Origin of the sequence: Streptomyces hilarionis (assembly GCF_024539675.1) — a bacterium.
In the GTDB taxonomy this organism is placed as follows: domain Bacteria; phylum Actinomycetota; class Actinomycetes; order Streptomycetales; family Streptomycetaceae; genus Streptomyces; species Streptomyces hilarionis.
Genome location: NZ_JAHHIT010000086.1, coordinates 23,386 through 42,662, shown reverse-complemented (window position 1 = coordinate 42,662; position 19,277 = coordinate 23,386). Strand labels below are relative to the sequence as shown.

The 19,277-nt window shown below is 72.5% G+C and carries 16 protein-coding genes; 12 read left to right on the top strand and 4 right to left on the bottom strand.

Annotated elements, in window-relative coordinates; all coding sequences use genetic code 11:
- Positions 1–47 precede the first annotated feature (47 nt).
- A complete protein-coding gene (locus KMS84_RS21850; RefSeq protein ID WP_256918100.1) occupies positions 48–1,061 on the bottom strand; it encodes a LacI family DNA-binding transcriptional regulator in 1,014 nt (337 codons plus the stop codon).
- 420 nt (positions 1,062–1,481) lie between these two features.
- Between KMS84_RS21850 and KMS84_RS21845 the strand changes: the two genes are divergently transcribed.
- The 7 genes from KMS84_RS21845 (at position 1,482) to KMS84_RS21815 (ending at position 10,926) form a co-directional block, all read left to right on the top strand.
- On the top strand, positions 1,482–3,419 hold the full coding sequence (locus KMS84_RS21845) for an acyl-CoA dehydrogenase family protein (protein ID WP_256918099.1): 1,938 nt from the start codon (positions 1,482–1,484) through the stop codon (positions 3,417–3,419).
- A 95-nt stretch (positions 3,420–3,514) separates the two neighbouring features.
- Entirely contained in the window at positions 3,515–4,768 is a 1,254-nt protein-coding gene (dxr, locus tag KMS84_RS21840; RefSeq protein ID WP_256918098.1) for a 1-deoxy-D-xylulose-5-phosphate reductoisomerase, read from the top strand.
- Positions 4,765–6,069 carry a M50 family metallopeptidase gene (locus tag KMS84_RS21835; protein ID WP_256918097.1) on the top strand — a complete coding sequence of 435 codons (1,305 nt, stop codon included), beginning with the start codon at positions 4,765–4,767 and terminating at the stop codon, positions 6,067–6,069. Before dxr ends, KMS84_RS21835 begins: the two co-directional genes overlap by 4 nt.
- A 278-nt stretch (positions 6,070–6,347) precedes the next feature.
- Positions 6,348–7,505, top strand: coding sequence for a flavodoxin-dependent (E)-4-hydroxy-3-methylbut-2-enyl-diphosphate synthase (gene ispG, locus KMS84_RS21830; RefSeq protein ID WP_256918096.1), 1,158 nt, complete (start codon positions 6,348–6,350; stop codon positions 7,503–7,505).
- Positions 7,506–7,709: 204 nt separating this feature from the next.
- A complete protein-coding gene (locus tag KMS84_RS21825) occupies positions 7,710–8,558 on the top strand; it encodes a GNAT family N-acetyltransferase (RefSeq protein ID WP_256918095.1) in 849 nt (282 codons plus the stop codon).
- Between the two features lie 20 nt (positions 8,559–8,578).
- Positions 8,579–9,115 (top strand): GNAT family N-acetyltransferase, encoded by a 537-nt coding sequence (locus KMS84_RS21820; RefSeq protein WP_256918094.1) that lies wholly within the window; start codon positions 8,579–8,581, stop codon positions 9,113–9,115.
- 107 nt (positions 9,116–9,222) lie between these two features.
- A complete protein-coding gene (locus tag KMS84_RS21815) occupies positions 9,223–10,926 on the top strand; it encodes a proline--tRNA ligase (RefSeq protein WP_256918093.1) in 1,704 nt (567 codons plus the stop codon).
- A gap of 348 nt (positions 10,927–11,274) precedes the next feature.
- On the opposite strand, the gene KMS84_RS21810 is transcribed toward KMS84_RS21815, so the two are convergent.
- From KMS84_RS21810 to KMS84_RS21800, 3 genes are read right to left on the bottom strand one after another with little or no spacing between them, the layout of a single operon-like run.
- Positions 11,275–12,177 (bottom strand): aminoglycoside phosphotransferase family protein, encoded by a 903-nt coding sequence (locus KMS84_RS21810; protein WP_256918092.1) that lies wholly within the window; start codon positions 12,175–12,177, stop codon positions 11,275–11,277.
- A gap of 41 nt (positions 12,178–12,218) precedes the next feature.
- Positions 12,219–12,737: a ferritin-like domain-containing protein gene (locus KMS84_RS21805; protein WP_256918091.1), complete on the bottom strand. Its 519-nt coding sequence runs from the start codon at positions 12,735–12,737 to the stop codon at positions 12,219–12,221.
- Entirely contained in the window at positions 12,734–13,336 is a 603-nt protein-coding gene (locus KMS84_RS21800) for a hypothetical protein (protein ID WP_256918090.1), read from the bottom strand. Before KMS84_RS21800 ends, KMS84_RS21805 begins: the two co-directional genes overlap by 4 nt.
- A 224-nt stretch (positions 13,337–13,560) precedes the next feature.
- On the opposite strand from KMS84_RS21800, the gene rimP reads away from it, so the two are divergent.
- From rimP to KMS84_RS21775, 5 genes are all read left to right on the top strand, one after another.
- Positions 13,561–14,073, top strand: a complete 513-nt coding sequence (gene rimP, locus KMS84_RS21795; protein WP_256918089.1) for a ribosome maturation factor RimP — start codon at positions 13,561–13,563, stop codon at positions 14,071–14,073.
- A gap of 2 nt (positions 14,074–14,075) precedes the next feature.
- Positions 14,076–15,062 (top strand): transcription termination factor NusA, encoded by a 987-nt coding sequence (gene nusA / locus KMS84_RS21790; protein ID WP_256918088.1) that lies wholly within the window; start codon positions 14,076–14,078, stop codon positions 15,060–15,062.
- 102 nt (positions 15,063–15,164) lie between these two features.
- Entirely contained in the window at positions 15,165–15,461 is a 297-nt protein-coding gene (locus tag KMS84_RS21785; protein WP_256918087.1) for a YlxR family protein, read from the top strand.
- Between the two features lie 147 nt (positions 15,462–15,608).
- A complete protein-coding gene (gene infB, locus KMS84_RS41125; RefSeq protein WP_256918086.1) occupies positions 15,609–18,743 on the top strand; it encodes a translation initiation factor IF-2 in 3,135 nt (1,044 codons plus the stop codon).
- 184 nt (positions 18,744–18,927) lie between these two features.
- Positions 18,928–19,221, top strand: a complete 294-nt coding sequence (locus KMS84_RS21775) for a DUF503 domain-containing protein (RefSeq protein WP_109002255.1) — start codon at positions 18,928–18,930, stop codon at positions 19,219–19,221.
- Positions 19,222–19,277 lie beyond the last annotated feature (56 nt).

Below are 19,277 nucleotides of genomic sequence, written 5' to 3'. Positions count from 1 at the left end.
GGGAGAGCGGGCTGGGGCTCGGGTGGTGAGGGGAGCGGGCTCGGGGCTCAGGTGGTGACGGGGACCGGTCCGGTGCTCGCCCGGACCGTCAGCTCGGGCGCGATCAGCACGACCTCGTCGTCGCCGCGCCCCTCCAGCTTGGCGACCAGGCGTTCCACCGCGTGCCGGCCCATCTCCTGCGCGGGGATGGCCACGGAGGTCAGCCGCACCGAGGCCTGGACGGCGACCTGGTCGGGGCAGATCGCCACCACCGAGACGTCCTCCGGCACGGCCCGGCCCTGCTGGCGCAGCAGCGCGAGCAGCGGCTCCACCGCCGACTCGTTCTGCACGACGAAGCCGGTGGTGCCCGGACGCTCGTCGAGGATCCGGGCCAGGGTCACGGCCATGGCGTCGTAACCGCCCTCGCACGGGCGGTGCAGCAGCCGCAGGCCGAGTTCCCTCGCCCGGCCGCGCAGCCCGTCGAGCGTGCGCTCGGCGAAGCCGGTGTGGCGTTCGTAGACCGCCGGGGCCTCGCCGATGACGGCGACGTCGCGGTGACCGAGCGCGGCCAGGTGCTCCACGCACAACGCGCCCGTCGCCCCGAAGTCCAGATCGACGCAGGTCAGACCGGAGGTGTCGGCCGGCAGGCCGATCAGCACGGACGGCTGGTCGGTGGAGCGCAGCAGCGGCAGCCGCTCGTCGTCGAGTTCGACGTCCATCAGGATCATCGCGTCGGCGAGCCCGCTGCCGGTGACGCGGCGGACCGCGTCGGGCCCTTCCTCGCCCGTGAGCAGCAGCACGTCGTAGCCGTGGGTGCGGGCCGTGGTGGCCACCGCGATGGCGATCTCCATCATCACCGGCACGTAGATGTCGGTCCGCAGCGGGATCATCAGCGCGATGATGTTCGACCGGCTGCTGGCCAGGGCGCGCGCGCCCGCGTTCGGGTGGTAGCCGAGCTCCCGGATGCTCTGCTCGACGCGCTGCCGGGTGGTCGTGGAGATGGACCGCTTGCCACTGAGGACATAGCTCACCGTGCTCGCCGAGACTCCGGCGTGCTGGGCGACCTCGGCGAGGGTGACCATCCAGCTCTCCAAGTTTTGTGAAGCGCTTCGACAGTGCGCGTGGTGAACAGGGGCGGGTGGGGGTGGTTCGACAGTAGCTTCAGCGCGGGTGGGTGTCCATAGGTTGTCGAAGCGCTTCGACGGCGAGTTGCGGCGACCGGATGGAGAAGAGTACGGGAACGGGCCGCGGGCGTCGCCCACCCGTTCGGCGCAGGCCGAGCGCCCGCGCACGGCGCCCCGTCCGGTCCGCGCGCGGACACCGCGGGACGCCCGTGGGACGCCGGGGCGCGGTGCCCGCGGGCCCGGCCACCGCGCCGCGCGGCGGCTCGAAGGCGCGCGCGTGGGGTGGCCACCGCGGCCCGGATCGGGTACCAACGATCGGGTAGCACCCATCGGTAACCAATGTGGTCCGAGATCCCGATTCGCGGCGAGGTGAGCCTCATGTCCGCACCACCCCTCAAGAAACCCACCGTCACCGAGCGTGAGGCCCGTCAGGTCGCCGAGGCCGCCCGGGAACAGGACTGGCGCAAGCCCAGCTTCGCCAAGGAGCTGTTCCTGGGCCGTTTCCGCCTCGACCTCGTCCACCCGCATCCGGTCCCCTCCGACGAGGCCGTCCGGCGGGGCGAGGCGTTTCTCGCCAAGCTCCGCGACTTCTGCGAGACCCAGGTGGACGCGGCCCGCATCGAACGCGAGGCCCGCATCCCCGACGAGGTCGTGCGCGGGCTCAAGGAGCTCGGCGCCCTCGGCATGAAGATCGACCCCAAGTACGGAGGCCTCGGCCTCACCCAGGTGTACTACAACAAGGCGCTGGCCCTGGTGGGCTCCGCCAGCCCCGCCATCGGGGTGCTGCTGTCGGCGCACCAGTCGATCGGCGTTCCGCAGCCGCTGAAGATGTTCGGCACCCCCGAGCAGAAGCAGAAGTTCCTGCCCCGCTGCGCCACCACCGACATCAGCGCCTTCCTGCTCACCGAGCCGGACGTCGGCTCCGACCCGGCGCGCCTGGCGACCAGCGCGGTGCCCGACGGCGACGACTACGTCCTCGACGGCGTGAAGCTGTGGACCACCAACGGCGTCGTCGCCGACCTGCTGGTCGTCATGGCGCGCGTCCCGAAGAGCGAGGGGCACAAGGGCGGCATCACGGCCTTCGTCGTGGAGTCGGACTCGCCCGGCATCACCGTCGAGCACCGCAACGCCTTCATGGGCCTGCGCGGCATCGAGAACGGCGTCACCCGCTTCCACCAGGTCCGGGTCCCGGCCGCGAACCGTGTCGGCCCCGAGGGCGCCGGCCTCAAGATCGCCCTGACCACGCTGAACACCGGCCGGCTCTCCCTGCCGGCGTCCTGCGTGGCCGCCGGCAAGTGGTCCCTGAAGATCGCCCGCGAGTGGTCGGCGGCCCGCGAGCAGTGGGGCAAGCCGATCGCCCACCACGAGGCGGTCGGCGCGAAGATCTCCTTCATCGCGGCGACCACCTTCGCCCTGGAGGCGGTGCTCGACCTGTCCTCGCAGATGGCCGACGAGGACCGCAACGACATCCGCATCGAGGGCGCGCTGGCGAAGCTCTTCGCCTCCGAGATGGGCTGGCGGATGGCCGACGAACTCGTCCAGATCCGCGGCGGCCGCGGCTTCGAGACGGCGGAGTCCCTCGCCGCCCGCGGCGAGAGGGCCGTCCCCGCCGAACAGGTCCTGCGCGACCTGCGGATCAACCGCATCTTCGAGGGCTCGACGGAGATCATGCACCTCCTCATCGCCCGTGAGGCCGTCGACGCCCACCTCACGGTCGCCGGCGACCTCATCGACCCCGACAAGTCCCTCCAGGACAAGGCGAGGGCGGGCGCGAACGCCGGTGTCTTCTACGCCAAGTGGCTGCCCAAGCTCGTCGCCGGGCCGGGCCAACTGCCGTCTTCGTACGCGGAGTTCAAGCACGCCGGCGTCGACCTGTCGCCGCACCTGCGGCACGTCGAGCGGCATGCCCGCAAGCTCGCCCGCTCCACGTTCTACGCCATGTCGCGCTGGCAGGGCCGGATGGAGACCAAGCAGGGCTTCCTCGGCCGGATCGTCGACATCGGCGCCGAGCTGTTCGCGATGAGCGCGGCCTGCGTGCGCGCCGAACTGCTGCGCTCGCGCGGCGAGAACGGCCGCGAGGCCTACCAGCTGGCCGACGTGTTCTGCCGGCAGTCCCGCATCCGCGTCGACGAACTCTTCGCGCGCCTGTGGCACAACACCGACGACCTGGACCGCAAGGTCGTCAAGGGCGTCATGGCCGGCGCCTACGAGTGGCTGGAGCAGGGCGTCGTCGACCTGTCCGGGGACGCTCCGTGGATCGCCGACGCGACCCCCGGTCCGAGCGAGCGGGAGAACGTCCACCGCCCGATCAGGTGATCCCTCGAACACGGGTCCCGGGCGGCCGGGCCGTGGGGCGTCCCCCAGGGGGACGCCCTGTCCGGCCGCCTTCCCGTTGCGGCAACAATGGGGGGATGAGCGACAGTCCAGCCCCCCTCGCCGACCCGCACCGCGTCTACGACCCCGTCGTGGGCGACGGCCCCAAGGACGTGGTGATCCTCGGTTCCACCGGCTCGATCGGGACCCAGGCCATCGACCTCGTGCTGCGCAACCCGGACCGCTTCCGGGTGAGCGGCCTGTCCGCCAACGGCGGCCGGGTCGCCCTCCTCGCCGAGCAGGCCCGCCGGCTGCGCGTGCGGACCGTCGCGGTCGCCCGCGAGGACGTCGTGCCCGCCCTGCGCGAGGCGCTGGCCGCCCAGTACGGCGCCGCGGAGCCGCTGCCCGAGATCCTCGCGGGTCCCGGTGCGGCCACCGAGCTCGCCGCCTCCGACTGCCACACCGTGCTGAACGGCATCACCGGCTCGATCGGCCTCGCGCCCACCCTCGCCGCCCTGGAGGCGGGCCGCACCCTCGCGCTCGCCAACAAGGAGTCGCTCATCGTCGGCGGCCCGCTGGTCAAGGCGCTCGCCGAGCCGGGGCAGATCATCCCGGTGGACTCCGAGCACGCGGCCCTCTTCCAGTGCCTCGCCGCCGGCACCCGGTCCGACGTGCGCAAGCTCGTCGTCACCGCCTCCGGCGGCCCCTTCCGCGGCCGGACGAGGGCGCAGCTGGCGAACGTCACGGTCGAGGACGCCCTCGCCCACCCCACCTGGTCCATGGGCCCGGTCATCACGATCAACTCCGCGACCCTCGTCAACAAGGGCCTGGAGGTCATCGAGGCGCACCTGCTCTACGACATTCCCTTCTCGCGCATTGAGGTGGTCGTCCACCCGCAGTCGTATGTCCACTCGATGGTTGAGTTCACGGACGGATCGACACTGGCGCAGGCGACGCCCCCCGACATGCGCGGGCCCATCGCGGTCGGCCTCGGCTGGCCCGGGCGGGTCCCGGACGCGGCGCCCGCCTTCGACTGGAGCACCGCGTCGACCTGGGAGTTCTTCCCCCTCGACGACGAGGCCTTCCCCTCGGTGGGCCTCGCCCGGCACGTGGGCGAGCTCGCGGGCACGGCCCCGGCAGTGTTCAATGCGGCAAACGAGGAGTGCGTGGAGGCGTTCCGCACCGGCGCGCTGCCGTTCAACGGCATCATGGAGACCGTCACCCGGGTCGTGCACGAGCACGGCACGCCGGTGACGGGAACTTCACTGACCGTGTCGGACGTCCTCGAAGCGGAGACCTGGGCACGGGCCCGGGCCCAAGAACTGACGGCTACCGCGGAGGCGCGTGCATGACAGCCCTGATGATGATCCTCGGCATAGTCGTCTTCGCGGCGGGGCTGCTGTTCTCGATCGCCTGGCACGAGCTGGGGCACCTGTCCACGGCGAAGCTCTTCGGCATCCGGGTCCCGCAGTACATGGTCGGCTTCGGCCCGACCGTCTTCTCGCGGAAGAAGGGCGACACCGAGTACGGCGTCAAGGCGATCCCGCTGGGCGGCTACATCCGCATGATCGGCATGTTCCCGCCCGGCGACGACGGCCGGATCACGGCCCGCTCCACCTCGCCGTGGCGCGGCATGATCGAGGACGCCCGCTCGGCGGCCTACGAGGAACTGCAACCGGGCGACGAGACGCGCATGTTCTACACGCGCAAGCCGTGGAAGCGCGTCATCGTCATGTTCGCCGGACCGTTCATGAACCTGATCCTCGCGGTCGCGCTGTTCCTCACCGTGCTGATGGGCTTCGGCATCTCCCAGCAGACCACCAGCGTCAGCTCGGTCTCCCCCTGCGTCATCGCCCAGAGCCAGAACCGCGACGCGTGCAAGCCCTCCGACCCGGCCTCCCCGGCCGCGGCCGCCGGCATGAAGCCGGGCGACCGGATCGTCTCCTTCGCCGGACGGAAGACGGACGACTGGGACACCCTGTCCGACCTGATCCGGGTCAGCGCCGGCAAGGACGTCGCCATCGTCGTCGACCGCAAGGGCAGCGAACTGACCCTGCACGCGAAGATCGCCACCAACATGGTCGCCAAGAAGGACTCCAGCGGGGCGTACGTCCAGGGCCAGTTCGTCAAGGCCGGGTTCCTCGGCTTCAGCGCGGCCAACGGCGTCGTCAAGCAGGACTTCGGCGACTCCGTGTCCTGGATGACCGACCGGGTGGGCGAGGCCGTCGACTCCCTCGCCGCCCTCCCCGGCAAGATCCCGGCCCTGTGGAACGCGGCCTTCGACGGCGCGCCCCGCGAGCCCGACTCGCCCATGGGCGTGGTCGGCGCGGCCCGCGTCGGCGGCGAGATCTTCACCCTGGACATCCCGGCCTCGCAGCAGCTCGCCCTGGCCGTGATGCTCGTGGCCGGCTTCAACCTCTCCCTGTTCCTGTTCAACATGCTCCCGTTGCTGCCGCTCGACGGCGGGCACATCGCGGGCGCCCTGTGGGAGTCGCTGCGCCGCAACACGGCCAGGGTCCTGCGCCGGCCGGACCCGGGCCCGTTCGACGTGGCGAAGCTGATGCCGGTCGCGTACGTGGTGGCGGGCATCTTCATCTGCTTCACCGTGCTCGTCCTGATCGCGGACGTGGTCAACCCGGTCAAGATCTCGTAGCAGGTCCGCACCGGCCCCCGGGGCCGGCGTCCCCGGACGGCCCGGCACGCTCCCCGTGCCGGGCCGTCCCGCGTCCCACGGCTTCGACGACCGTCAGGGGCGTCCGACACACGTCCGCGCCGTCACGCTCATGTGCCGGACACCCCCCGGGTGCCCCGCCCGGGTGGTTCGCGGGAGCGGAAGTGCCCGCGCCCCGGCCGGTGCCGTAATCTCGAAGCCTGGAACCCGCCTGAAGACGGGACCTGGGCCATGATCCACGACTTGGGGTTGCACAGCAGATGACTGCGATTTCTCTCGGCATGCCGTCCGTTCCGACCAAGCTCGCCGAGCGCCGCAAGAGCCGGCAGATCCAGGTCGGCTCCGTGGCGGTCGGCGGAGACGCCCCGGTGTCGGTGCAGTCGATGACGACGACGCGTACGTCGGACATCGGTGCGACGTTGCAGCAGATCGCGGAGCTGACGGCGTCGGGCTGTCAGATCGTGCGGGTGGCGTGTCCGACGCAGGACGACGCGGACGCGCTGTCGACGATCGCGCGCAAGTCGCAGATCCCGGTGATCGCGGACATCCACTTCCAGCCGAAGTACGTGTTCGCCGCGATCGAGGCGGGGTGTGCGGCGGTGCGGGTGAACCCGGGCAACATCAAGCAGTTCGACGACAAGGTCCGGGAGATCGCCAAGGCGGCGAAGGAGCACGGCACGCCGATCCGGATCGGGGTCAACGCCGGTTCGCTGGATCGCCGGCTGCTCCAGAAGTACGGCAGGGCGACCCCGGAGGCGCTGGTGGAGTCGGCGCTGTGGGAGGCGTCCCTGTTCGAGGAGCACGACTTCCGCGACATCAAGATCTCGGTCAAGCACAACGACCCGGTCGTCATGATCGAGGCCTACCGGCAGCTCGCCGCGCAGTGCGACTACCCGCTGCACCTCGGTGTGACCGAGGCCGGTCCCGCGTTCCAGGGCACGATCAAGTCGGCCGTCGCCTTCGGCGCGCTGCTCTCCCAGGGCATCGGCGACACGATCCGCGTCTCCCTGTCGGCCCCTCCGGTCGAGGAGGTCAAGGTCGGCAACCAGATCCTGGAGTCGCTGAACCTCAAGCAGCGCGGTCTGGAGATCGTCTCCTGCCCGTCCTGCGGCCGTGCGCAGGTGGACGTGTACAAGCTGGCCGAAGAGGTCACCGCCGGCCTGACCGGCATGGAGGTGCCCCTGCGGGTCGCGGTCATGGGCTGTGTCGTCAACGGTCCCGGCGAGGCCCGCGAGGCCGACCTCGGGGTCGCCTCCGGCAACGGCAAGGGCCAGATCTTCGTCAAGGGCGAGGTCATCAAGACCGTCCCCGAGTCGAAGATCGTGGAGACCCTCATCGAGGAAGCCATGAAGCTGGCCGAGCAGATGGAAGAGGCGGGCATCGCCTCGGGCGAACCGTCCGTGTCGGTCGCGGGCTGACGCACCCGGGACGCGAGCGTCCCCCGCCGGACGGGCCGGTTACGACGTCCGGCCGTCCGGCGGCCGGGGGGCGGCAGCCCCCGGTGGACGGCACCACAAGCCCACGGCCCCCGCGCGCGAACGCAGCCTGAACACGGGGCGGCACGCCAAAGCTTCCGCGGGTACAGTGCGGAGATCAGCAGACCTGAGTGTGAGGCCCCGCGCGTGTTGACCCAGACCACCTCCCGGGTCCTCGAACCGAGCGACCTGGACGCCGCGCTCGCCGTCCTCGACCGCGAGCCGGTCGCCAACGCCTTCGTGACGTCCCGCGTCCAGGTCGCGGGCCTGGACCCGTGGCGCCTCGGCGGCGAGATGTGGGGCTGGTACGAGGACGGCATGCTGACCTCCCTGTGCTACGCGGGCGCCAACCTCGTCCCCATCTGCGCCACCCCGCGCGCGGTGCGGGCCTTCGCCGACCGGGCCCGCCGCGCCGGCCGCCGCTGCTCCTCGATCGTCGGCCCCGCCGAGCCCACCACCCAGCTGTGGCGCCTCCTCGAACCCCACTGGGGCCCGGCCCGCGAGGTCCGCGCCCGCCAGCCCCTCATGGTCACCGACCGCATGCCCGACGACGTCGCCCCGGACCCCTACGTCCGCCGCGTCCGCAAGGACGAGATGGACACGATCATGCCCGCGTGCGTGGCGATGTTCACCGAGGAGGTCGGAGTCTCCCCGATGGCCGGCGACGGCGGACTGCTCTACCAGGCCCGGGTCGCCGAACTCGTCGGCTCCGGCCGCTCGTTCGCCCGCCTCGACGAGCGGGGCAGGGTCGCCTTCAAGGCGGAGATCGGCGCGGCGACGTCCCAGGCCTGCCAGATCCAGGGCGTGTGGGTGGCCCCCGAGTACCGCGGACAGGGCCTGGCCGCCCCCGGCATGGCGGCGGTCCTGCGCTACGCCCTGGCGGACGTCGCCCCCGTCGTGAGCCTCTACGTGAACGACTTCAACACCGCGGCCCGCCGGACCTACGAGAGGGTCGGCTTCCAGGAGGTCGGCGCCTTCACGAGCGTGCTCTTCTGACGCCCCTGTAGGCTCCCGTCATGGACCTCGTGATCGGCCCCTTGGACCTTCCCGCCCACGTGGACGAGGCCCTGGCCGTCCAGGCCGTCGCGTTCGGGCTCGGCCCCGACGAAGTCGCCGTCCGACGCCAGATCGTGCTGCGCCACATGACCAACCCGGGCGCCCGCGCGTTCGGCGCGACGACGGCCGAGGGCCGTCTCGCCGGCTTCGTCTACGGCATGCCGAACGACCGCACCCACTGGTGGTCCACCGTCGTCCAGCCCTATCTGCGCGCCGAGCACCACGAGCACTGGCTGGACGACTCCTTCGTCATCACCGAGCTCCACGTCCACCCCGCGTACCAGAACCGCGGAGCGGGCCGGGCCCTCATCACCACGATCACCGACACCGCGGACGAGCCCCGCTCGATCCTCTCCGCCATCGACACGGAGAGCCCCGCACGGGCCCTGTACCGCTCCCTCGGCTACCGGGACCTGGCCCGCCGCGTCCTCTTCCCCAGCGCCCCCCGCCCCTACGCGGTGATGGGCGCCCCGCTTCCGCTCGCGCGGCCGCAATAACCGATTTCCGGGCACGCCGGGCTCCCGGCTAACCTCCTAGCCATCACCCTCCTCCGCTCCCGGCGTCGTTCGAGCGGGGGTACCCCATCGGCAGGAGTACGACAACCATGGCCAACGCACCGGTCCAGCGCATGTCCCAGTTGATGGCGAAGACGCTGCGCGACGACCCGGCGGACGCCGAGGTCCTCAGCCACAAGCTCCTCGTCCGTGCCGGCTACGTCCGTCGCACCGCCGCCGGCATCTGGTCCTGGCTGCCCCTCGGCAAGAAGGTCCTCTCCAACGTCGAGCGCATCGTGCGCGAGGAGATGGACGCGATCGGCGCCCAGGAGGTGCTGCTCCCCGCCATCCTGCCCCGGGAGCCGTACGAGGCGACCGGGCGCTGGGAGGAGTACGGCGCCGAACTGTTCCGCCTCCAGGACCGCAAGGGCGGCGACTACCTGCTCGGCCCCACCCACGAGGAGATCTTCACCCTGCTGGTGAAGGACCAGGCGTCCTCCTACAAGGACCTGCCGGTGATCCTCTACCAGATCCAGAACAAGTACCGCGACGAGGCCCGCCCGCGCGCCGGCATCCTGCGCGGCCGTGAGTTCCTCATGAAGGACTCCTACTCCTTCGACACCGAGGACGAGGGCCTCGCCCACTCCTACGCCCTGCACCGCCAGGCCTACCAGCGCGTCTTCGAGCGCCTCGGCCTCGACTACCGCATCTGCGCGGCGACCGCCGGCGCCATGGGCGGCTCGAAGTCCGAGGAGTTCCTCGCCCCGGCCGAGGCCGGCGAGGACACCTTCGCGGACTGCCCCCACTGCGACTTCGCCGCGAACACCGAGGCCATCACCTACGAGCTGGCGCCGGTCGACGCCGACGGCGTCGCCGCGCTCGAGGAGATCCCCACCCCGGACACCCCGACCATCGAGACCCTCGCCGCCCACCTCGGCGTCCCGGCCTCCGCCACGCTGAAGAACCTGCTGGTCAAGGTCGACGGCGAGATCGTGGCCGTCGGCGTGCCCGGCGACCGCGAGGTGGACCTCGGCAAGGTCGAGGCGCACTTCGCGCCGGCCGCCGTCGAACTGGTCACCGCCGAGGACTTCGTCGGCCGCCCCGACCTGGTGCGCGGCTACGTCGGTCCGCAGGGCCTCGGCGACAAGGTCGCCTACATCGCCGACCCGCGCGTGGCGCCCGGCACCTCCTGGATCACCGGCGCCAACAAGGAGGGCACGCACGCGAAGAACGTCGTCGCGGGCCGTGACTTCGAGGTCGGCGCGTACGTCGACGTCGTCGTCGTCCAGGAGGGCGACCCCTGCCCGAAGTGCGGCACGGGCCTGAAGCTGGACCGCGCCATCGAGATCGGCCACATCTTCCAGCTGGGCCGCAAGTACGCCGACGCCCTCAAACTCGACGTCCTCGGCCAGCACGGCAAGCCGGTCCGCGTCACCATGGGCTCCTACGGCATCGGCGTCTCCCGCGCCGTCGCCGCCCTCGCCGAGCAGACCGCCGACGACAAGGGCCTGTGCTGGCCCGCGGAGGTCGCCCCGGCCGACGTGCACGTGGTCGCCGCCGGCAAGGCCCTCCAGACCGAGCTGGCGCTGGAGGTCTCGGAGAAGCTGCGCGCGGCCGGACTGCGCGTCCTGGTCGACGACCGGGCCGGCGTCTCCCCGGGCGTGAAGTTCACCGACTCCGAGCTGATCGGCGTGCCGCAGATCCTGGTGGCGGGCCGTCGCTCCGCCGAGGGCGTCCTGGAGCTGAAGGACCGCAGGACCGGCGAGCGCGAGGAGCTCACGGTGGACGAGGCGATCGCCCGCCTCACCGCGTGACGCACGAGCCGCTCCCGAGAGGCTGACAGGGCGCGGGGCCGCCCCGGCGGACCTCTCACCGGCCGTTCCCCGAGGCAGCCGCGCCCGCGCACCGCCGCCGAGGGGAACGGCCACCGCGGACCCTGCCGGAGTGCCGGCTCGCGCGCGTGCGCGTGGGGCTGCTGCCGGGGCGCCGCGCTGTGGGCCGACGCTGTGTGCCGGGCCTCGACGCCGATGCCCGGGCCCGGCAGGTGGGCTCGTCGGCAGGGTGTCCGGGGTTCCGCCCCGGCGTGGTGCGCCGACGCCGTGCCGTCGGCGGGCCCCGCCGAGGGCGTCGGCCCGGGTGCGGGGCTGCCGACGGGGCCGCCGTCAGAGCCAGCCGGCGAACTCCAGCAGGAGCTCGGCGTCGCGGGGGCGTCCGACGCGCAGCGCCCGCACCCCGGACTCCACCGCCCGGAACAGCGTCCACCCGCGTACCCGCTCGCCGTCCAGCTCCAGCGACTCCGCCAGCTTGCGCACCCGGCGCCGCGTGGTCGCCGGCCCCGAGGGGGAGGCGATCAGATCCTCCACCCGGTCGCGCACCAGCCGCGCCAGGTCGAAGGCGCACTCCCCGACCACCGGATCGGGGCCCACCGCGAGCCAGGGCGACCGTTCGGCCGCCAGCACCTTGCTCTGCCGGAACGTGCCGTGCAGCAGCCGCACCTCCGGCGCCGTTCCCACGAGTGCCTCGCGGGCGGCGAGCGCCTCGTCCACCAGAGCCGCGACCGCCGCCCCGGAGACCGCCGCGCTGCTCCGCATCGCCTCGGCCTGGCGGCCGGTCCGCTCCGCCACCGTCTCGAAGACCTGACCGGCGGGCGGCTCCACCCACAGCCGACGCAGCGTCCCCGCCGCCTCCAGCAACGCCTTGGCCTCCGGCAGGGACCGCACCGACACGTCGGGGTGCAGCCGCTCCAGGAGCAGGGCGCCCGCCGTCCCGGGCCCGTCCAGCGTCTGCACGGCGCCCAGGCCGTCCCAGTGCGCCAGCGCGGCCCGCTCGGCCTCGGGGCGGAAACGCGGCGGGGCCAGCTTCAGGACGGCCGGCGTCCCGTCCGCCCGGCGCACCAGCATCACCAGGCTGGACCTGCCGCCCGGCACCTGCACCCGGTCCACGGTCAGCTCGCGCAGGGCGACGGCCCTCCGGACCGTCTCCGGCAGCTCCTCCAGCCAGCCGTCCCCGTCCGGCGCCGTCTCACCGAGCGCCTTGACCAGGCGCTGCGGCGGTGCGAAAGCCATGCGCGAGTCGTCCCCTTCCGTGCTTCCGGCCGAGCCGTCGGTCACCCCGTGGCCGCCGGCGACACGGCCGCCGGGGGCGCGGCCGGCGCCGCCGTCGTGGCGGGCGCCGAGCCCGTGGCCGGATCCGTGCCGTCCCGCTCCGCGAGACCAGGGAAGGCTACGCTGCTGCCGCGCCAGCGCACCGCGCGGACCGCCGCCTCCCGCAGCGCCGCCGCGGCCTCCCGGCGCCGTGCGTCACCGGCTGCCCGCACGAGGTCCGAGTACACCCCGGCCACCCGGCTCTCCAGTTCGGCGGCGAGCCGCACCGCCGCGGCGGAGTCCGGCACCGCGAACGGCAGCGCGTACCCGGCGCTCGCCGCGACCGGCTCGGCGCCCAGCGCCCGCACCTCGCGCGCCAGCGCGTCACGGCGCGCCCGGTGCGTGTCGTAGCCGGCCCGTGCCTCGGCGCGGCGGGCCTCGCCGATGCGCCCGCCCACGACCCCGTAGCCGTAGACGGCGGCATGCTCGGCGGCCAGCGCCGCCTGCAACGCCGTCAGTTCCGCGCCGGCCTTCTCGCTCATCGCGTCCCCTCCGTCAGCAGAAAGGCGTGGGCCGCGCCGGCCGCCGCCACGGAGGCGAGCAGCCGGGCCGGTTCACCGGGCAGCCCCGCCAGCTCGGCGGCCCTGCGGTCGGCCAGCGTCCGCTCGGCGGCGGCCAGCTGCGCCAGGGCGTCCTTCTCGACCACCGGGACGGGGGACGCGGCCGCCGAGGACGGCGAAGCCGCGACCGAGCCCGTGGACGAACCGGCCGGCGACCCGGTGGGGGAGGCGTCCGTCGACCCGGTGGGGGAGGCGGACGGCGACGGGGACGCCCGGCGGACCCCGCCGAACGCCTCCACATGCCGCACGACCTCCGCCCGCAGCGGCCCCAGCAGCCCCGCCAGCCCCGGATGAACGGCCAGGACGGCGTCGTAGCGCGCCACCAGGGCGTCGCTGTCCGCGGCCGCCCGCGCGCGTGCCCGCTCGGTGACCCGCGGGCTGCCGCTCGCGTCCGCGCCGCCCTCCTCGCCGCCGTCGGCGCCCGACGAGCAGCCCGCGAGCAGCGCCGCTCCCGCGGCGGACGCGAGCAGGGATCTTCTGCGCGGTCCCGACGGGGCACGCGAGGGGAGGGAGAGCGGCACGGCGGACGTCCTCGGGAACTCGTACGAAAGAAACACCACGAAGGGCGCAGGCCCGTGATCACCGTACCCGCGCGTTCCGCCCCCGCCGCTCAGCGGCACCGTGTGCGCGAGGGTTGGCCACCCTCCGTGCACAGGTGGACGGCAACACACCCTGCGACCGGATACCCTTTGACCAGACACGCGCACCGTCCCACAACAGCACACGCGGCCGAGGAGTCACCCGGATGAGCACCACCCAGAGCGAGAGGCTGCGAGAGCTCCTGGAACCGCTCGTCGCCTCCCAGGGACTGGATCTCGAAGAGATCACCGTGGACTCCGTCGGACGCAAGCGGGTGCTGAGCGTGGTCGTCGACTCCGACACCGGAGCCGACCTGGACGCGATCGCCGATGTGAGCCGCGCGCTCTCGGCGAAGCTCGACGAGACGGACGCGATGGGCGAGGGGGAGTACACCCTCGAGGTCGGCACCCCCGGCGCGGAGCGCGCCCTCACCGAACACCGCCACTACGTGCGCGCCACGGACCGGCTGGTGCGGTTCCAGCTGACCGACGGCGGAGAACTGGTCGCCCGGATCCTCCAGGTGGACGACGAAGGAATCGACGTCGAGGTGCCGGGCGTGAAGGGCCGCAAGGCCACCGCCCGCAGACTCGCCTTCGGCGACGTCGACCGGGCGCGCGTGCAGGTGGAGTTCAACCGCAAGGACAAGCACGACGAGAACGAGAAGGAAGAGGAGGCGTAGCCGTGGACATCGACATGAGCGCCCTGCGGGGCTTGGTACGGGAGAAGGAGATCTCCTTCGACCTGCTGGTCGAGGCGATCGAGTCGGCCCTCCTCATCGCCTACCACCGCACCGAGGGAAGCCGCCGTCACGCGCGCGTGGAGCTCAACCGGCAGACCGGGCACGTGACCGTGTGGGCGAAGGAGGACCCCGAGGACCTCGACGAGGGGCAGGAGCCCCGCACGTTCGACGACACCCCGTCGGACTTCGGACGCATCGCCGCCACCACGGCCAAGCAGGTCATCCTGCAACGCCTGCGCGACGCCGAGGACGACGCGACGCTCGGCGAGTACGCCGGCCGTGAGGGCGACATCGTCACCGGCGTGGTCCAGCAGGGCCGCGACCCGAAAAACGTGCTCGTCGACATCGGCAAGCTGGAGGCCATCCTGCCGGTGCAGGAGCAGGTCCCCGGCGAGACGTACGCGCACGGCCTGCGCCTGCGCTCGTACGTCGTCCGGGTGGCGAAGGGCGTGCGCGGCCCGTCCGTGACCCTCTCGCGGACGCACCCCAACCTGGTGAAGAAGCTCTTCGCCCTGGAGGTGCCGGAGATCGCCGACGGCTCCGTCGAGATCGCCGCGATCGCCCGCGAGGCCGGTCACCGCACGAAGATCGCCGTCAGGTCCACCCGTTCGGGTCTGAACGCCAAGGGCGCCTGCATCGGCCCGATGGGCGGCCGGGTGCGCAACGTGATGGGCGAGCTGAACGGTGAGAAGATCGACATCGTCGACTGGTCCGACGACCCGGCCGAGATGGTGGCCAACGCGCTGTCCCCGGCCCGGGTCTCCAAGGTGGAGGTCGTCGACCTCGCGGCCCGTTCCGCGCGCGTGACCGTGCCGGACTACCAGCTGTCCCTGGCGATCGGCAAGGAAGGGCAGAACGCCCGGCTCGCCGCCCGGCTGACCGGCTGGCGCATCGACATCCGTCCGGACACCGAACAGCCGCAGGAATAGATCTCGGCCTCAGGTGGCTGAGATCACGTCAGAGTACGTCACAGCACGTGTTCGATTCCTGCCCCATAGGGGTGAGGTCGGCACGGGGAGGTAGACTTAACTGTGTCTGGCCGGACGCAAGCCGGAGCATGCCCTGAACGCACCTGTGTGGGGTGCCGGAAGCGGGCGGCCAAGACGGAGCTGCTGCGCATCGTGGCGATCAAGGACGCATGCGTCCCCGATCATCGCGGTACGCTGCCCGGCCGGGGTGCGTATCTGCATCCCGCCTCGGTCTGTCTCGACCAGGCGGTGCGCCGCCGGGCGTTCACGAGGGCGTTGCGAGCCCCGGGAGCGCTCGACACGAACGCGTTGCGCCAGTACGTCGAGCAGACGACCGTTGCCGATCAGGCGACACCGTAAGAAGGCGTCGCACGGGACCCCCGTGCGGCTCTGGTACCCCGCGAGTTGGAAGTAGGTCGAGATTGCGATGAGCACTCGATGAGCACGCGATGAGTACGCCCATGAAGTAGCGACGGTCCGGACACACCCGGACCTAAAAGGAGCGAAGTGGCTAAGGTCCGGGTATACGAACTCGCCAAGGAGTTCGGGGTGGAGAGCAAGGTCGTCATGGCCAAGCTCCAGGAACTCGGTGAATTCGTCCGTTCGGCGTCTTCGACCATCGAAGCGCCCGTTGTCCGCAAACTGACTGACGCCTTCCAGGGCGGTGGCAGCGGCAGGTCCGCGAAGCCCGCCCCGCGCAAGGCTGCCCCCAGGCCCGCGGCGCCGTCTCCGGCGCAGGCGGCCCGTCCGGGCCCGGCCGCTCCGCGGCCGGCCGCCCCCAAGCCCCCGGCGGCGCAGACGCCCGCGGCTCCGGCCGCGCCGGCCGCTCCGTCGGCCCCCGCGCCGGCCGCCTCCGGCCCGCGTCCGACGCCGGGCCCCAGGCCCGCGCCGCGTCCGGCCCCGGCCGCCCCGGAGTTCACCGCTCCGCCGGCCGCTCCGGCCGCCCAGTCCGCTCCGGCCCCCTCGGGTCCGGCGCAGCCCGCCGCCCGTCCGGCCGCCCAGGGCCCGCGCCCCGGCGCGCCCCGTCCGGGCCGTCCCGCGCCCGGTCAGGGTCAGGACCGCGGCGACCGCGGTGAGCGTGGCGACCGCGGTCAGCGTCCGGCCGCGGCCCAGGGTCCGCGTCCCGGCGGTTCCGGCGCCCCCCGTCCGGGCGGTGCCCGTCCGGCCGGTCCGCGTCCGGGCAACAACCCCTTCACGTCCGGCGGCAACGCCGGCATGGCGCGTCCGCAGGCGCCCCGTCCGCAGGGCGCTCCGCGTCCCGGCGGCCCGGGTGCTCCCGGCGCCGGTCCCCGTCCCCAGGCCCCCGGTGGCCAGGGCGGCGGTCCCCGTCCGCAGTCTCCGGGCGGAGCGCGTCCGAGCCCGGGCGGCATGCCCCGTCCCCAGGGTGCGGGCCCCGGCGGCCCCCGTCCCGGCGGCGGTCCGCGTCCCAACCCCGGCATGATGCCGCAGCGTCCCGCTGCGGGCCCGCGTCCCGGCGGCGGCCCCGGCGGCCGCGGTCCCGGCGGTGCGGGTCGTCCCGGCGGCGGCGGTCGTCCCGGTGGCGGCGGCGGCTTCGCCGGTCGTCCCGGCGGTCCCGGTGGCGGCGGCGCCCGTCCCGGCGGCGGCGGCGGCTTCGCCGGTCGTCCCGGTGGTCCCGGTGGCGGCGGCGGCTTCGGCGGCGGCGGTGGCCGTCCCGGCTTCGGCGGTCGTCCCGGCGGTCCCGGTGGCCGTGGTGGCACGCAGGGCGCCTTCGGTCGTCCCGGCGGTCCCGCGCGTCGCGGTCGCAAGTCGAAGCGGCAGAGGCGCCAGGAGTACGAGGCCATGCAGGCCCCGTCGGTCGGCGGCGTGATGCTGCCCCGCGGCAACGGCGAGACCATTCGCCTGTCGCGCGGCGCCTCCCTCACCGACTTCGCCGAGAAGATCAACGCCAACCCGGCGTCGCTCGTCGCGGTGATGATGAACCTCGGCGAGATGGTCACGGCCACGCAGTCGGTCTCCGACGAGACGCTGCACCTCCTCGCGGGCGAGATGAACTACACGGTTCAGATCGTCAGCCCCGAGGAGGAGGACCGCGAGCTGCTCGAGTCCTTCGACATCGAGTTCGGCGAGGACGAGGGCGACGACGAGGACCTGGTGGTCCGTCCGCCGGTCGTCACCGTCATGGGTCACGTCGACCACGGCAAGACCCGACTGCTCGACGCCATCCGCAAGACGAACGTCATCGCGGGCGAGGCCGGCGGCATCACCCAGCACATCGGTGCCTACCAGGTCTCGACCCAGGTCAACGAAGAGGACCGCGCGATCACCTTCATCGACACCCCGGGTCACGAGGCGTTCACCGCCATGCGTGCCCGTGGTGCCCGGTCGACGGACATCGCGATCCTGGTCGTCGCGGCCAACGACGGCGTCATGCCGCAGACGGTCGAGGCGCTCAACCACGCCAAGGCGGCCGAGGTCCCGATCGTCGTCGCGGTCAACAAGATCGACGTCGAGGGCGCCGACCCGACCAAGGTGCGCGGTCAGCTCACCGAGTTCGGTCTGGTGGCCGAGGAGTACGGCGGCGACACGATGTTCGTCGACATCTCCGCCAAGCAGGGTCTGAACATCGACTCGCTGCTGGAGGCCGTGGTCCTCACCGCCGACGCCTCGCTCGACCTGCGGGCCAACCCGAACCAGGACGCGCAGGGCATCTCGATCGAGTCCCGTCTCGACCGCGGCCGCGGCGCCGTGGCGACGGTCCTCGTCCAGCGAGGCACCCTGCGGGTCGGCGACACGATGGTCGTGGGCGACGCCTACGGTCGCGTGCGCGCCATGCTCGACGACAACGGCAACAACGTCGCCGAGGCCGGCCCGTCGACGCCGGTCCAGGTCCTGGGCCTGACCAACGTCCCGGGTGCGGGCGACAACTTCCTCGTCGTCGACGAGGACCGCACCGCCCGCCAGATCGCCGAGAAGCGTGCCGCGCGTGAGCGCAACGCCGCCTTCGCCAAGCGCACGCGCAGGTTCTCCCTGGAGAACCTGGACGCCGCGCTGAAGGCCGGCGAGGTCCAGCAGCTGAACCTGATCATCAAGGGTGACGCTTCCGGTTCGGTGGAGGCCCTCGAGTCCTCCCTGCTCCAGCTGGACGTCGGCGAAGAGGTCGACATCCGCGTCCTGCACCGCGGCGTCGGTGCGGTCACGGAGTCGGACATCGACCTGGCCATGGGCTCGGACGCCATCGTCATCGGCTTCAACGTCCGCGCGGCGGGCCGCGCGGCGCAGATGGCCGAGCGCGAGGGCGTGGACGTCCGGTACTACTCGGTCATCTACCAGGCGATCGAGGAGATCGAGGCGGCCCTGAAGGGCATGCTGAAGCCGGAGTACGAGGAGTTCGAGCTCGGTACGGCGGAGATCCGCGAGGTCTTCAAGTCGTCCAAGCTCGGCAACATCGCCGGTGTCCTCATCCGCTCGGGCGAGGTCAAGCGCAACACCAAGGCGCGCCTCATCCGCGACGGCAAGGTGATCGCGGAGAGCCTCAACATCGAGGGCCTGCGTCGCTTCAAGGACGACGTCACCGAGATCCGCGAAGGCTACGAGGGCGGTATCAACCTCGGAAACTTCAACGACATCAAGATCGACGACGTCATCGCGACGTACGAGATGCGCGAGAAGCCGCGGGTGTAAGCACCCATGGCCCGGACCGGCCGGCGGGGGATCGCTCCCCGCCGGCCGGTCCGGCGTCCGGCGCACGCCCAGCCGGGCAAAACCCCGTCGAGCCGTCGCCGGGAACGCTGTACCGTTCTCGATGTCCCTGTCCCACGGCGGCAGGGCCGTCGATCCCGTACCGGCGGGTGAACCGGTTACACACATGTACGTGGGGACTCTGTCCTTCGACCTCCTCCTCGGCGACGTACATTCGCTGAAGGAGAAGCGCTCCGTCGTCCGTCCCATCGTCGCCGAGCTCCAGCGCAAGTTCGCGGTGAGCGTGGCCGAGGTGGACGACCAGGACCTTCACCGCAGGGCCAGGATCGGCCTCGCCGTGGTCTCGGGTGACGCGGAGCACCTGACCGACGTGCTGGACCGGTGCGAACGGCTGGTCGCCGGGCGCCCCGAGGTGGAACTGCTGTCGGTCAGACGGCGCTTCCACGGCGAAGACGACTGACTGACCGACCGACCTACCACGCGAAACGCAAGAGCAGAAGAAAGAACGGGAGACGG

What these genes read in the sequence shown, in the direction of transcription:
- KMS84_RS21810 (WP_256918092.1), bottom strand. Translation starts at nt 12,177, where the DNA reads ATGGCTTTCGCACCGCCGCAGCGCCTGGTCAAGGCGCTCGGTGAGACG.
- KMS84_RS21815 (WP_256918093.1), top strand. Translation starts at nt 9,223, where the DNA reads ATGGCCAACGCACCGGTCCAGCGCATGTCCCAGTTGATGGCGAAGACG.
- KMS84_RS21845 (WP_256918099.1), top strand. Translation starts at nt 1,482, where the DNA reads ATGTCCGCACCACCCCTCAAGAAACCCACCGTCACCGAGCGTGAGGCC.
- KMS84_RS21850 (WP_256918100.1), bottom strand. Translation starts at nt 1,061, where the DNA reads ATGGTCACCCTCGCCGAGGTCGCCCAGCACGCCGGAGTCTCGGCGAGC.
- KMS84_RS21775 (WP_109002255.1), top strand. Translation starts at nt 18,928, where the DNA reads ATGTACGTGGGGACTCTGTCCTTCGACCTCCTCCTCGGCGACGTACAT.
- ispG (WP_256918096.1), top strand. Translation starts at nt 6,348, where the DNA reads ATGACTGCGATTTCTCTCGGCATGCCGTCCGTTCCGACCAAGCTCGCC.
- KMS84_RS21820 (WP_256918094.1), top strand. Translation starts at nt 8,579, where the DNA reads ATGGACCTCGTGATCGGCCCCTTGGACCTTCCCGCCCACGTGGACGAG.
- rimP (WP_256918089.1), top strand. Translation starts at nt 13,561, where the DNA reads ATGAGCACCACCCAGAGCGAGAGGCTGCGAGAGCTCCTGGAACCGCTC.
- KMS84_RS21835 (WP_256918097.1), top strand. Translation starts at nt 4,765, where the DNA reads ATGACAGCCCTGATGATGATCCTCGGCATAGTCGTCTTCGCGGCGGGG.
- KMS84_RS21805 (WP_256918091.1), bottom strand. Translation starts at nt 12,737, where the DNA reads ATGAGCGAGAAGGCCGGCGCGGAACTGACGGCGTTGCAGGCGGCGCTG.
- dxr (WP_256918098.1), top strand. Translation starts at nt 3,515, where the DNA reads ATGAGCGACAGTCCAGCCCCCCTCGCCGACCCGCACCGCGTCTACGAC.